General features: G+C 39.0%; 9 protein-coding genes and 1 tRNA gene. 6 read left to right on the forward strand and 4 right to left on the reverse strand.

Features of this window, described 5'->3' with window-relative positions:
• Nucleotides 1–213 precede the first annotated feature (213 nt).
• Nucleotides 214–3,192, forward strand: a complete 2,979-nt coding sequence (locus tag JMN32_RS01565; protein ID WP_202854523.1) for a M4 family metallopeptidase — start codon at nt 214–216, stop codon at nt 3,190–3,192.
• Nucleotides 3,193–3,714: 522 nt separating this feature from the next.
• On the opposite strand, the gene JMN32_RS01570 is transcribed toward JMN32_RS01565, so the two are convergent.
• Nucleotides 3,715–3,936, reverse strand: a complete 222-nt coding sequence (locus JMN32_RS01570; protein WP_202854524.1) for a hypothetical protein — start codon at nt 3,934–3,936, stop codon at nt 3,715–3,717.
• A gap of 101 nt (nt 3,937–4,037) precedes the next feature.
• Nucleotides 4,038–5,051, reverse strand: coding sequence for a M28 family peptidase (locus JMN32_RS01575; protein ID WP_202854525.1), 1,014 nt, complete (start codon nt 5,049–5,051; stop codon nt 4,038–4,040).
• 187 nt (nt 5,052–5,238) lie between these two features.
• Here JMN32_RS01575 and rimP point away from each other — a divergent pair, with 187 nt between their 5' ends.
• The 4 genes from rimP to JMN32_RS01595 all read left to right on the forward strand — a co-directional run bounded on the left by rimP (nt 5,239) and on the right by JMN32_RS01595 (nt 10,883).
• Nucleotides 5,239–5,706 (forward strand): ribosome assembly cofactor RimP, encoded by a 468-nt coding sequence (rimP, locus tag JMN32_RS01580; RefSeq protein WP_202854526.1) that lies wholly within the window; start codon nt 5,239–5,241, stop codon nt 5,704–5,706.
• 7 nt (nt 5,707–5,713) lie between these two features.
• A complete protein-coding gene (nusA, locus tag JMN32_RS01585; RefSeq protein WP_202854527.1) occupies nt 5,714–6,955 on the forward strand; it encodes a transcription termination factor NusA in 1,242 nt (413 codons plus the stop codon).
• A 39-nt stretch (nt 6,956–6,994) separates the two neighbouring features.
• Nucleotides 6,995–9,859: a translation initiation factor IF-2 gene (gene infB / locus JMN32_RS01590; protein WP_202854528.1), complete on the forward strand. Its 2,865-nt coding sequence runs from the start codon at nt 6,995–6,997 to the stop codon at nt 9,857–9,859.
• A 271-nt stretch (nt 9,860–10,130) separates the two neighbouring features.
• The gene (locus tag JMN32_RS01595) at nt 10,131–10,883 is read left to right on the forward strand and encodes a hypothetical protein (protein ID WP_202854529.1); all 753 of its coding nucleotides are present in this window, start codon (nt 10,131–10,133) and stop codon (nt 10,881–10,883) included.
• Between the two features lie 596 nt (nt 10,884–11,479).
• Here the strand turns inward: JMN32_RS01595 and JMN32_RS01600 are convergent.
• Both JMN32_RS01600 and JMN32_RS01605 read right to left on the reverse strand, forming a co-directional pair.
• Nucleotides 11,480–11,555: transfer RNA gene (locus tag JMN32_RS01600), tRNA-His, on the reverse strand.
• Between the two features lie 71 nt (nt 11,556–11,626).
• Nucleotides 11,627–12,964, reverse strand: a complete 1,338-nt coding sequence (locus JMN32_RS01605; RefSeq protein WP_202854530.1) for a dihydroorotase — start codon at nt 12,962–12,964, stop codon at nt 11,627–11,629.
• A 176-nt stretch (nt 12,965–13,140) separates the two neighbouring features.
• On the opposite strand from JMN32_RS01605, the gene JMN32_RS01610 reads away from it, so the two are divergent.
• Nucleotides 13,141–14,451 carry a DEAD/DEAH box helicase gene (locus JMN32_RS01610; RefSeq protein WP_202854531.1) on the forward strand — a complete coding sequence of 437 codons (1,311 nt, stop codon included), beginning with the start codon at nt 13,141–13,143 and terminating at the stop codon, nt 14,449–14,451.
• The last annotated feature ends 5 nt before the right edge of the window (nt 14,452–14,456 follow it).

A 14,456-nucleotide genomic window follows, 5' to 3' on the forward strand; every position in this document is an offset into this window, starting at 1 on the left:
CGCAGCTAACTGTTGGAGGGATTCGAAAAAAAAATATATTTCTGATTTATTGTGAAATTCGTTGTTTCAGAGTCCTGTGAAGGGATGAACGACAATAAATCATTCATTTTCTGGTAGTTGTGAGAAGGTCGATTCTTTACTTTGATTGAAAAGCCAAATAATATTTGGTATACTTGCGACAAAGTAAATTTTCAACCTAACCCAATTTGTAATATGTTACACAACTACCGCTGGCGGTATGTGGTATCGCTATTTTTAATTTTTTCCACCTGCGGAGTATATGCGCAGAAGCCAGGAAAGGATTCACCTTCTAAAGTCAAGAGCGCCTACCGACAAGTCAAATTTCAGGAAAATCAAATGAGACGTATGTCTGAGGTTGGTCAGGTTTTTAAAGAGCACCTTAATACACGTACGCAGGACGAGCTAAGAGTGAAGAAGGCAATGACCGACAAACTTGGCTATGAACATACCAGGTTTCAACAGTTTTATAAGGGAGTAAAAGTCGAGTTTGGTACGTATATCGTTCACTCCAAAGAAGGTGTTATTCACTCCATGAATGGAGACTATAAGAAAGTCGAGGATATTAATGTTTCTCCATCATTATCTCAGGAGACTGCTTTAACAAAAGCCATGAGACACATTGGGGCCTCTAAATATTTGTGGGAAAATCGTCAGGAGGCTAAGATGATCAACTACGAAAAGCCGCAGGGCGAGTTGGTAATTCTTAATAATAAGCTTGCATATAAATTTGACATTTATGCTTTAAAGCCCATAAGTAGAGACTATGTTTATGTAGATGCTAATACCGGTAAAGTTTTGTTTAAGAACGCACTTATTCACCATGCTGATGCTGTAGGAACAGCCTCAACAAGGTATAGCGGTAGTAGATCGATACATACTGATAGCTATTCAGGAGGCTATAGGTTAAGAGATTACAGCAGGGGTCAAGGCATTGAGACTTATGACATGAATATGGGGATTAATTATAACAGTGCTGCTGACTTTGCTGATAGTGACAACAACTGGACGTCTGGTGAGTGGAATAATAGTGCAAAAGATAATGCTGCTTTGGATGCTCACTGGGGGGCTGAAATGACCTATGACTATTTTAATACAACGTTTAACAGAAACAGCTTTGATAATGCTGGCGCTAAAATTAAAAGCTATGTTCACTTTGACCTTGTAGAATACGGTTACCCTAGTAATGACAATGCTTTCTGGGATGGCAGTCGTATGACCTATGGAGATGGAACCAGTCTTGATCCTTTGACGACCATTGACATTGCTGCGCATGAGATTGGTCACGCTGTATGTACATATTCTGCAGACTTAGTCTACTCTAATGAGTCAGGGGCAATGAATGAAGGTTTTAGTGATATTTGGGCTGCTTGTGTGGAGTATTTTGCTGCTCCAGAGAAAAATACATGGGTGCTGGGAGAGGATCTTGGTACAACAGTGCGTTCTCTTGAAAACCCTAAAGCTGCGAATCAACCTGATACCTACAATGGAACGAACTGGTACACAGGGTCAGCTGATAATGGAGGAGTTCATACGAACAGCGGTGTTTTGAACCATTGGTTCTATATTTTGTCAGTAGGAAAATCTGCAACTAACGATAAGGGTGATAGCTATAATGTTTCGGGAGTGGGGATAGAGAAAGCAGCTGAAATTGCTTACCGTTTAGAGACAGTATATCTCTCTTCTAATTCTGACTATGCTGATGCACGTCAGTATGGTATCCAGGCTGCGGAGGATCTTTACGGAGCAGATTCTCCTGAGGCAATAGCAACTCAAAATGCATGGTATGCTGTAGGTATAGGTTCGGAGTATGCAGGCCCTCCCAGTTGTGCAACTGGCAACATCACCTTGTCTTTGACGTTCGATAATTACCCTAAGGAAACAAGCTGGACGCTGATTAACAGTAGTGGTTCAACTGTGGCTTCCGGAGGAACATATGATTCACAGCCTAAGGGCTCTACAATAATAGAAACCTTTAATCTGGTAGCCGGTGATTATACTTTTACAATCAATGATGCTTATGGTGATGGTATTTGCTGTTCTTATGGTAATGGTTCTTATACCCTTACAGATAATGGTGCAGGTGCTACTATAGCCAGTGGAGGAAGTTTCGGCTCTTCGGAATCTGTTAATATATGTGTAGAAGGTGGAGCTGTTGATACACAGGCACCTACCGCTCCAGGTTCACTTGCAGCTTCAAATATTTCTGTTAGCGGTGCTACACTAAGTTGGAGTGCATCATCTGATAATGTAGGAGTTACTGAGTATGATGTTTACCTTGGAGGTACTTTGCAAGGCACTACTGTAGGTACTTCCTATAACCTGACAGGTTTGTTAGCAGCAACCTCATACACTGCTTCAGTTCGCGCCAAAGATGCTGCTGGAAATATATCCTCAGCCAGCTCTGTATCATTTACGACAAGTGAAGACACTACGCCGGTAGAATATTGTACCACTCAGGGTAATAATGTGAATTATGAGTGGATTGACCTTGTAAGCCTGGGTTCAATATCTAATTCTACAGCTGCAAATGGTGGATATGGGGATTTTACCAGCATGAGTACAAACGTTGCGAGAGGTGGTAGTTATACAATCAATTTCAGCGCAGGCTTTGCCGGCTCAAGCTATACTGAATACTGGAAGGTTTGGATAGACTTTAATCAAGATGGTGATTTTGTGGATTCAGGAGAAGAAGTGGTTTCGGGTTCATCGAGCAGTAGTGGTAGTTTGTCAGGTACAATCAACGTTCCTTCCTCTGCATCTCTGGGTTCAACAAGAATGAGGGTTTCTATGAAGTATAATGCAGCACCTTCATCATGCGGTAGTTTCTCTTATGGGGAAGTTGAAGACTATACAGTAAACATTACTAATTCATTTGCTGGTGTGGCCACCCTTGGTGGGAATGGTAAAGCAGAGAAGCTTGGTGATGAGTCTCCTATGCAATACTTTGTTGCACGTCCTAATCCGGTTAAGGATATAGTCGAGGTAGCTATTGCTGAGCATGCAGAAGGGTATAGTTTGAAGATGATGACACTGAATGGTATGCTTGTTAAAGAGATTGAATTTGCTGGCGCTAATGTGAGGATCGATATGACAGGTCTCCCGTCGGGGGTTTATATTATGTCTATGAAAACGCCGAGAGAGGTCGTGAATAAAAAGGTTATTAAAGAATAATCGATTTTGACTTGTCCTTAATAAACATTACAGTTTTTATAAGGATAAATAATTATTTAGCATCGGGGCCTACCTCGATGCTATTTTTTGGTTTATAGGGTTTAATTTGAATAGATTTGATATTGCCTTTTCAGGACAATCTGTAGATGATTGGCCTTCATGATAGCCAATAACCCGTCTCTACCTACTCCAATTTCTTTAAGCTCATCGTATAGCAGATGATATAGTTTTCGGGTGCTGATCCGCGGCATTCTCATTCTTACTTTTTCAATGATTTCTAAAGCCTGGCTGGCTATCTGTTGCTTGTGCTTTGTTCTTTTAACGGCTCGATAATAGACCTATCTATTTACCCCCAACAGCCTACAGGCATAGGTTATTCCTTTTGTTTAATCTTGAATCGATCAACTGTTGAGGTAAGGACTTTTTTCTGATAGGCACTTTAAGCTGTTCTTCAGCGATATCAATCATCATATCAAAGATGATAGCTTTCCGGTTCCTTCTCCAGAGAGTTTTTTTGTTTCTCTAGTAACCGGATTTTGCTTCCAACTCTAATAACTTTTGTTCAGGTGTTTTTTCCAAACTAAGGTGAGATTTGTTGTCCCAATCTAAGCTGCCATATTTTCTTTGAGCAGCATTCAGGCCTAATTCACCACTCTCGGCCTCTCGGACAACCTGAATTTTAAAAGCATAGCTGTAATCTCGCTGAGTTCGCTTAACATACTGAGGGTCATTCTTCTTTTTCATAACGTCACTTTTTGTGTAACGCTATTTCAGGACGGGACAAAGGTCAAATTAAAAAGGGAGCCTGGTTCATCGGGCTCCCTTTTCTTTTTTAGATAACGTGTTTACTCATAGTAAATCACGGCCATGGTTGTTTGTCCCACTGCTTTCAACGTTTCTTTGCTAATGATCTCCATATCATCTTTGTGAGAATGATGGAAATCCCCAAAGTATCCATTTACTGGGTCGAAGTGAACAATGTCAACCATAGGAATTTTGGCATACTCATTCACAAAAACGTGATCATCAGTTATGCCGCCAGGCTGCTTTCTAATGAAGTAATTTGAGAACCCGAGCTTTTCAGCTCTACTCCATACTTTTTCAACGATAGACCTAGCATAATACAGTGAGCTTTCTTCCATTGGGAACTGGGCGTATTTAGCTCCTACCATGTCAAAAAGTATTCCGTAATATGCTGAATAGTTTTTGTCATGCTTGTTTTTTGACCAATATTGCGAACCAAGGCACCACCAACTGTCAAGGTTTGCTGGCGGCTCAATCTTTTGCCCATTGTTTAGCTCTCCCCAGTCTTCTCCATCAAATAAAATTATGTCTATGCCTACATCGGGGGCACTGTTTTTACTTAGTACACGACCAATTTCCAATAAAATGCCTACTCCGCTAGCGCCATCGTTAGCCCCGGCAATAGGCTCATTAGGGCGCTCAAGATCTTTGTCCGCGAATGGTCGCGAATCCCAGTGTGAAGCCAGTAGGATTCTTTTTCTTTTTTCAGGGTAAAATGAGGCAATAATATTTCTAAGGTTCAGGGACTGATTGTCAAATGTGGTAGCTTCAAAGTCCTGTGTTTGAACCTTGGCGCCGTATGCCTTAAATTTATTAATAAAATATTCACCTGCCTGCCTATGTGCTGGTGTATTGGGGACTCTTGGGCCAAACTCTACTTGTCTTTTAACGAACTGATAAGCTGAGTCAGCGTTGAAATTAGGAACTTGAACAGTTTTTTCTTCTATGGTGGTGTGAGTTTCTTTTTTCTTGTTGCTGTCGCAGGCTATAAGTATTAATAACGAGGAGGCAAATAATAAGCTTAGATAATGCTTGGGCTTGTTTTTTATAACCATTAATAAATCTATTTAGATACAAAGGGCTAAAATAATGATATAATTTCTTAACAACGGAAAAGTTTTGTTATTAGTTTGTTTGAGAGATAGTTTGTAAAGCAAATAAATTGCTGTAAATTTGCAATTGAAAATAGAAAATTAGTTCTGAGGGGACAAAAGTCCCCTCTTTTTATATTCTTTTTTCACTATGAATTTACAGGAACAGGTAGCGAAAATTGCAGAAAATAATTTGTCTGACAAGAATCATTTTCTTGTGGATGTGGTTATTTCTTCTTCAAAGGGACCTAAAAAAGTGCTGGTTTTGTTAGATGGTGACCAGGGTGTTACAATTGATGATTGTGCAGATCTGAGCCGTGCCATCGGAAACGAGCTGGAAGAAAAAGGTTTGATCGAAGAAGCCTTTAGGTTAGAAGTTTCTTCTCCAGGAGTTGATTATCCCCTACAATCAATCAGGCAATACAAGAAAAACATTGATAGAAGTGTGAAGGTAATTCCAAAGGAGGGGAAAGAGGTTAAAGGTATTTTGAAATCTGCAGACGAAACCAAAATTGTAGTTGATCAAGAAGTGAAAAAGGGAAAAAAAACAGAGTATAAAGAGGTAGAAATACCTTTGTCAGAAATTAACAAAACTATAGTTCAGATTTCATTTAAATAAAAGAAAAATGGATACCGCTGTATTAATTGAGTCGTTTGCAGACTTTGCAAAACAGAAAAACATAGATAGACCTACGATGATTCGTATCCTGGAAGATGTATTCAGGACTATGATAAGGAAGAAGTTTGAGACGGATGAGAACTTTGATATAATTATTAATGCTGATAAGGGTGACCTGGAAATATGGCGATTTAGAGAAATTGTGGATGACGACTCTGAAGATATATGGGATCATGACAAGATAAGTTTGAGTGAAGCGCGAAAAATTGAGCCCGATTTTGAAATAGGAGAAGAAGTAGCGGAAGAAATTACATTAATTGATTTTGGACGAAGAGCAGTAATGACGGCTCGGCAAACCTTAATCCAAAAGGTAAAGGATCTTGAGAAGGATATACTCTTTCAAAAGTATAAAGACCTTGTTGGGGAAATTATTTCTGGAGAGGTATACCAAATATTGAGTAGAGAGGTATTGTTGATAGATGCGGAGGGAAATGAAATTTCTATTCCTAAGAATGAACAAATACCAAAAGATAGATTTAGAAAAGGGGATCAGGTTCGTGCAATTGTAGATCGGGTGGAGATGATCAATGGAAATCCTAAAATTATCCTTTCAAGAACCAGTCCGGTATTTTTGGAAAGACTTTTCGAAAGTGAAGTTCCTGAGGTATACGATGGTCTGATTACCATTAAGAAGGTAGTAAGAGAACCAGGTGAGAGAGCAAAGGTTGCTGTAGAGTCTTATGATGACAGAATTGATCCTGTTGGGGCATGTGTGGGTATGAAAGGGTCAAGAATTCATAGTATAGTGCGTGAACTGCAAAATGAGAACATTGACGTAATTAACTATACGGAGAATCTTGATCTTTATATTACAAGAGCCTTAAGTCCGGCCAAGATTACAAGTATAAAAATAAATGAAGAGGAGAAACGTGTAGCTGTATATTTGAAGCCTGACCAAGTTTCTTTGGCAATAGGTAAAGGTGGTCAGAATATTAAGCTTGCAAGTAAACTTGTAGGCTTGGAAATAGATGTGTTCAGAGAGCTTGGAGACTTTGAAGAGGAGGATGTGGATCTGGATGAATTCGTAGATGAAATTGAAGATTGGGTTCTTGATGAACTTAAGCGTGTAGGGTTGGATACTGCAAAAAGTGTATTGGCATTAACCAACGAAGAACTTGGTAGAAGAACTGATTTAGAGGAAGAGACTATAGCGAATGTGAAGAAGGTTCTAAAGCAAGAGTTCGAATAACAAATTTTTTATAATCACAAAAAAAAGGGATATTTGAGTATGTCAGAAGAAAAAACCATGAGGCTTAGTCAAGTCGCTAGAAAGCTTAATGTAGGTAGGACTACAATTATAGATTTTCTTGCAGACAAGGGCTTTGAAGTAGACACCAGCCCCAATTCTAAGGTAACAGGTGAACAGTTTGCTATGTTATCTAAGGAGTTTGCTGCGTCTGCTTCTGAGAAAGAGGAGGCTTCCGGGCTGACTATCGGGACTAAGCATAATGAGCATGTGGTTATTGACAGTGAAAGCGATACTCCGAAGAAGTCGGATGACGAAGAAAATATACTTATAAAGAACCTTTCTGCTGGCAAAAATCCTGAAGCAAAAGCAGAGAAGAAAGAGGAACCCGCTGAAGAGAAAAAACCGGAAAAGGTTGAACATGAAAAGCCTAAGTTACAAGGCATTAAAGTGTTAGGGAAGATAGACTTGGGTAAGAAGAAAGAAGAGCCTAAAAAACCGGAAGTGAAGGAGGAGCCTAAAAAAGAGGAACCAAAAGCGGAAGAACCCAAGAAAGTAGAGCCTAAGGCGGAAGAGCCTAAGAAAGAAGAACCCAAGAAAGTAGAGCCTAAGGCGGAAGAGCCTAAGAAAGAAGAACCCAAAAAGGATGTGCATTCTAAGGCTCCACAGCCCGAAGCTGTAAAAGAAAAACAAGAACATAAAGAGAAGCCTAAGGAGGTTGAGAAAGAGCAACCAAAGGCTAAAGAAGTGAAAAAAGTAGAGCCTAAAGCTGAGCCTGAAAAATCACAAGTTATTGAGGCTAAGGCTGACAAATTAAAAGGACTTAAAGTAGTGGGCAAGATCGAATTGCCTGTCGAAAAAGATAAAAAGAAAGATAAACCTGTAGCCTCTTCTGACGATAGAAAAGAGCAGAAAAAGAAAAAGAGGCCGAGAAAGAGGATCCCTAGGCAGGATACTCAAGATCGAGGTAAACCAAGAAGAGCGAGAGCTGAAAAGGAGGAACCATCCGATAAGGAAATTCAAGATAAAATTAAAGCTACTCTTGCTAAGTTAAGCGGTACCAAAAAGAAAAGTTCAGGCTCCAAGTATAGAAGAGAAAAAAGATCTGCCATAGCTGAGGCTAAGGAAGAGCAGATGCTACAAGAAGAGCAGGAGTCAAAAACACTAAAGGTTACCGAGTTTATCTCTGCTAACGATCTTGCTTCTTTGATGAATGTATCCGTAAACGACGTTATCTCAACGTGTATGGGCTTAGGTATGTTCGTTTCTATTAATCAGCGACTTGATGCTGAATCTATAACAGTTATTGCTGATGAATTTGGCTTTAATGTAGAGTTTACTTCAACAGATGACGAAGTTGAGGTTGCTGTAGATGAGGATTCAGAGGAAGATTTGGAGCATAGAGCACCGATTGTAACTATCATGGGACACGTTGACCATGGTAAGACATCATTGCTTGATTTTATCAGAAGCTCTAAGGTAACAGCAGGAGAGGCAGGGGGAATTACGCAGCACATCGGTGCCTATGATGTAATGACTTCCAGCGGACAAAAAATTGCATTCTTAGATACACCAGGTCACGAAGCATTTACAGCAATGCGTGCCCGTGGTGCTAAAGTAACAGATATAGTGATTATTGTTGTGGCTGCTGATGATGACGTGATGCCACAAACTAAAGAGGCTATTAATCATGCTCAAGTAGCTGGTGTGCCAATTGTAATTGCTATAAACAAAGTGGATAAGCCAAATGCTAATCCGGATAAAATCAAGGAAGCGCTTTCTAACATCAATATACTTGTTGAAGATTGGGGAGGTAAATACCAGTGTCAGGAAATTTCAGCAAAAACAGGACAAGGTGTCGATGAGTTATTAGAGAAAGTATTGCTTGAAGCTGAATTACTTGAGTTAAAAGCGAATCCCAACAAAAATGCAGTGGGTACTGTGATTGAAGCTTCACTGGATAAGGGACGTGGTTATGTTGCTACTTTGTTGGTACAAAGTGGTGTGATGAAGGTTGGTGATGTTATACTTGCCGGAGCTTATCATGGTAGAGTAAAGGCTATGTTTGATCACACTGGTAAGAAGATGGATCAGGCTGGGCCGTCCACACCGGTACAGATGTTAGGTCTTGATGGTGCTCCTCAGGCTGGTGATAAATTTAACGTCATGGAAACTGACAGGGAGGCCAGAGAGATTGCCACGAAGCGAGAGCAGATACTTAGGGAGCAAAGTATAAGAACCAAGAAGCATATTACACTTGATGAAATCGGGCGAAGACTTGCGATTGGTTCATTTAAAGAACTAAATGTTATTGTAAAAGGTGACGTAGATGGTTCTGTAGAAGCTCTTTCTGATTCACTGCTAAAATTAAGTACAGAGGAGATTCAGGTAAATATCATACATAAAGCAGTGGGGCAAATCTCAGAATCTGATGTATTGCTTGCCTCTGCCTCTGATGCGGTAATAGTTGGATTCCAGGTTAGACCATCTGCTTCAGCTCGAAGACTTGCTGAAAATGAAGAGATAGAGATCAGACTTTATTCTGTAATTTACGATGCTATCAATGATGTGAAAGATGCCATGGAGGGGATGCTTGATCCTGAAGTGGAGGAAGTTATTGTTGGTAACGTAGAAGTTAGAGATGTATTTAAAATATCCAAGGTTGGTACAGTAGCTGGCTGTATGGTTACTGAGGGTTACATCAAGCGCAATAACCCTATCCGATTGATCCGTGACGGTATTGTTGTTTACTCTGGAGAAATGGGGCAATTAAAGCGCTTCAAAGACGATGTAAATGAAGTCAAAAATGGATATGAATGTGGTATCAGTATAAAGAACTTCAATGATATCAAAGAGGGAGATGTCATTGAAAGTTACGAAGAACGTGAAACGAAAAGAACGCTATAATATTTTATAAATGGCAATAAAAAAGGGCCTGGCGCCCTTTTTTTATTGTTGAAAGTTTTATTATTTAATAATAGCAGTAATTTTTTTTATTATAAAAGTATTTTTGTTCTTATAATTGAGGAGATATTTCAACACTCTCCCGTTACTGTGTATTATTTGTTCTTTTTTTTCTCAAAGAATATTAAAATTGGAGAGATATTTTTAAATTGTCCTTTAAATAAATTTTATTTGTTTAACATAACCTTACAATACCTTTAAAAAATAATAGGCCATGGAAGAAACCCCGATACAATCTTTTGATACCTGGAATACGTGGGCGCAGTATCTTGCTTACGGTTTGACGGGCTTAGCAGTTCTTGTTTTATTAGGCCATCTTCTCAAACTAACGGCTACAAGTGATTCTAAAAGCAAGTACGATTATATTAACCGGAGTGAAATAAGCATTTTGTTGATAGGTAGCATATTGATTATTATCGCAGGAGGTCTTTATGCTAATTCATTTATAGCTGAGTTAGGGGTATTGTGGCTGTTCGTGAGAGTATTTGTTACTATATCTATGGGTTTGATTATAGGTGTTATCATCCAAAATCTACTTAAGTTTTACTACCCTTTCTATATTGAGAAGCGTCTGAAGAAGTTGAGGTACAAGCCAAGAATTTCCCCTAAAACAGGGAAGCCTATGAAGCTTTTGAGTGAGGAGGAAGAGGATGTTTATTTGGATGAGGGTATGCAGGCTGAAGAAGAAATCTACTCTGTTGATTATGATGTTTGGGTGGATGAAGAAACAGGGTATACTAAAATTGAAAAGTATGCTGGGCACCTGCATGCATTACAGTGTCCTGAGTGTAACTATCAGACATTCAGGGTTTCAAGAGAGGAGATTTTAAAGGCTCCATCTTCTACAGAAGAGGGAGAGCTTCTGAAACATTTTGAATGTGGATACTGTGGGTATAAGGCTAAGAAGAATTTCAAAATTGGTATGTTGCATGACACAGCTCAGTCTGAGGAAACAGCAACGGCTTAACTTTACCAAAACAGATTATAGAAGGGCTGCCCATAAGGGTGGCCTTTTTGTTTTATATCAAAACTTCAGAGTGCACTTAATGGTTGCGCAGTGCTTTTGTTATGGTGTGTAATATGGGAGTTGGGTTTTCAGTACATCAAATCCCCAGGAAGCTTAATTTGGTCAGAGTAGAATTTCATCCGGGTATGATTTTTCTCTAAAGGTTGTACTTTTTCAATGAGATCATGTTTGTGGTTGTAGAAAACTTCAACATAAAAATTGTTGAGCAGGTATAGGTTTATTTTATAGCCATAATACCGAATAGAGACAATAAAACTACCTTCTAAAAACAATGTTTTTAATTGGTCTTTTAGTTCAAGGGTAGTGAATTTATGGGAAGGCATCATCCTTCGAACATAGCCAATATATAAATAAGAAAAAAGACAATATTTCTAAATATATAACTTGAGGCTGAAATTGTAGGGGATTGGGCTATCAAGCAATATCTTAAAATCAATTGTGATAGTTAGGTTTAGGCTGCTCTATGATCTCTTGGTTCGTAGTGAGGGGTGTAAAAAACAAAAAGCCTTTCTTTTGAGAAAGACTTTTTGTTTTTAGGGTGGAAGATGGGACTCGAACCCACGACCTCCTGAACCACAATCAGGCGTTCTAACCAACTGAACTACAACCACCATTTTCCCTATTGGGAGTGCAAATGTAGATAGTTGTTGTGAATTTACAAATATTTATAGAAATAAAAATTTTTATCTTTCAAATAAAAGTCTTTTGCCTTTAATACTTTCATCAAATTGACCTTGTTCATATGCTAAGTGTCCGGATACAAACGTGTGTGTTATTGAGGATTTGAAAGTCTGTCCTTCAAAAGGTGACCAACCACATTTTGCGAGAATATTTGATTTGTCGACAGTCCAGGGCTGGTTTGAGTCAACTATAGCAATGTCGGCATAATAACCTTCACGAAGAAACCCCCTTTTCTTTATGTCGAATAGAATTGCTGGGTTGTGGCACATCTTCTCTACTATTTGTTCTAAAGTAATTTTACCTTCGTGATATAACTCTAGCATAGCCGGCAAGCTGTGTTGGATAAGTGGGCCGCCAGATGGCGCTTTGAAATAGGAATTGTTCTTTTCTTCAAAAGTGTGAGGAGCGTGGTCAGTAGCCACTACATCAATTCTGCCATCAATTACAGCTTGAAGTATAGCTTCCTGATCAGCTTTTGTTTTTACTGCTGGGTTCCACTTGATCAGCGTACCTTTTTGCGCATAGTCTGCGTCATTAAACCATAAGTGGTGTACACATGCTTCCGCAGTTATTTTCTTATCTTTAAGGGGGGTTGAATTATCAAAAAGACCTAGCTCCTTAGCTGTTGAAATGTGTAGAATGTGCAGTTGTGTGCCATATTTTTTAGCCAAGGCTACGGCCATTGAAGAAGATTTGTAGCAAGCTTCTTCGCTGCGGATTAATGGATGACATTGGATGGGGACATCTTCTCCATATTTTTCTTTATATATTTCTGTGTTCCTTCTTATTGTAGCTTCATCTTCACAGTGCGTTGCTATAAGCATATCCACTTTTGAGAATATATTTTCAAGCGTTTTTTCATTATCAACTAACATATTGCCTGTTGATGATCCCATAAAGACTTTTATGCCGCAAACCCTATCAATAGGTGTTTTTAAGACTTCATCGATGTTATCATTACTGGCTCCCATAAAAAAAGAATAGTTGGAGAGAGAGGTGTTTTTTCCTATTTCATATTTCTCTTCAAGTAACTCCTGGGACAATGTATTAGGTACGGTATTAGGCATTTCCATAAATGAAGTTACTCCGCCAGCAACTGCTGCGCGCGACTCAGTATATATATTTGCCTTATGCGTCAGGCCCGGCTCTCTGAAATGGACCTGATCATCAATAACACCAGGTAATACAAATGCACCCTTTGCATCAATTACTTTATTTGCTTCGGAGGCATTGATCTCTCTGGCAATCTTGTGTATAAATTCACCTTTGATAAGAATATCAGAAGAAAAGGTCTTACCTTCATTAATTATTTGGGCATTTGTAATTAATATCGATTTCATGCGCGTCTAGTTGTTTTGAATGGAATACATGCCTGATGATGTAAGATGTTTAACAAGCAGGCTGTAAATACTTCCCAATTTATGCGAGATAATATTATATCCGATACATTGGCTCAGCGATATTAATTGCAAATTACAGGCATTCGCGATCAAGCAGCAAATAAACCTTGTGATTTATGAGTAAGGAAATAGAGTCATTTGAAGATTTTAAATTAAACAGGCAAATTATAAATGCAATTGAGGAACTCGGTTTTCAAGAGCCTACTCCAATTCAAAAAGAAGCAATACCTCTTGTACTCTCTGGACATGATGTTATGGGTATTGCGCAGACAGGTACTGGGAAAACAGCAGCATTTGTACTGCCTATACTAATGAAAATAAAGTATGCCCAGGGGAATGATCCGCGAGCTTTAATATTAGCTCCCACCCGTGAGCTTATTTTACAGATAGAGGAGAATATTAACATGTTTTCCACTTATCTGGATATTCGTTATACCTCTTTGTATGGAGGAGTTGGGCCTAAAACTCAAATTGAGAGTATACAGAAGGGGGTCGATATTGTGCTGGCTACTCCTGGAAGATTCATGGATATTTACTTGAAAGGAGAGTTAAATACAAAGCTTATAAAAACGCTTGTGCTTGATGAAGCAGATAAAATGATGGATATGGGGTTCATGCCTCAAATTAGGAAGATATTGGAGGTAATTCCAGTTAAGCGTCAAAATTTGCTCTTTTCAGCTACTATGGCCGAAAGGGTTTTAAAACTTTCTGAGGAGTTTCTCGAATTTCCGGAGATTGTAGAGGTAGCTCCTCAAGCCACTACCACTGACACCATTGAACAGCAGCTGTATCAGGTGCCTAATATGAGAACTAAAATAAACTTTCTTGAATATCTGCTGAAGCAAGAGGAGTTTAACCGGGTTTTGGTTTTTACCAGAACCAAGTCAACGGCAGATAATGTATTTAAATACCTGGATAGAAAGGGACTCGGTCCTGTACGTGTCATACACTCCAATAAGGGGCAAAATAGCAGGATCAATGCTATAAATGAGTTTAAAGAAGGGGAGTTGAAGGTCCTGGTTTCTACAGATGTTTCGGCGCGCGGCATTGATGTTAGCATGGTTTCCCATGTTATTAATTTTGATGTCCCAATCATTTATGAAGACTATGTGCATAGGATTGGAAGAACAGGAAGAGCTAAAAACGAAGGTGTAGCACTGACCTTTGCCAATAAGGCAGAAATGCTTCATATCGGTAAAATACAAGAGCTTATAAGAGCTGAAATACCACTGAAGGCTCTACCTGATGTTATTGAGATAACAGAAACACCCCGTCAGGAAAGGATTGATATTGAGATGGATATTGATGCTTTTAAGAGAAGGGAAAATCCTGATTTTAAAGGTGCCTTCCATGAGAAAAAAAAGCGTTTTGGTGATAAGTCAAAAAAGAAAACCAATGCAAGAAAAAGAAAAACGCGTAGGAAATAAGAACT

It is taken from the genome of Fulvivirga marina, assembly GCF_016775155.1.
GTDB classification, from domain to species: domain Bacteria; phylum Bacteroidota; class Bacteroidia; order Cytophagales; family Cyclobacteriaceae; genus Fulvivirga; species Fulvivirga marina.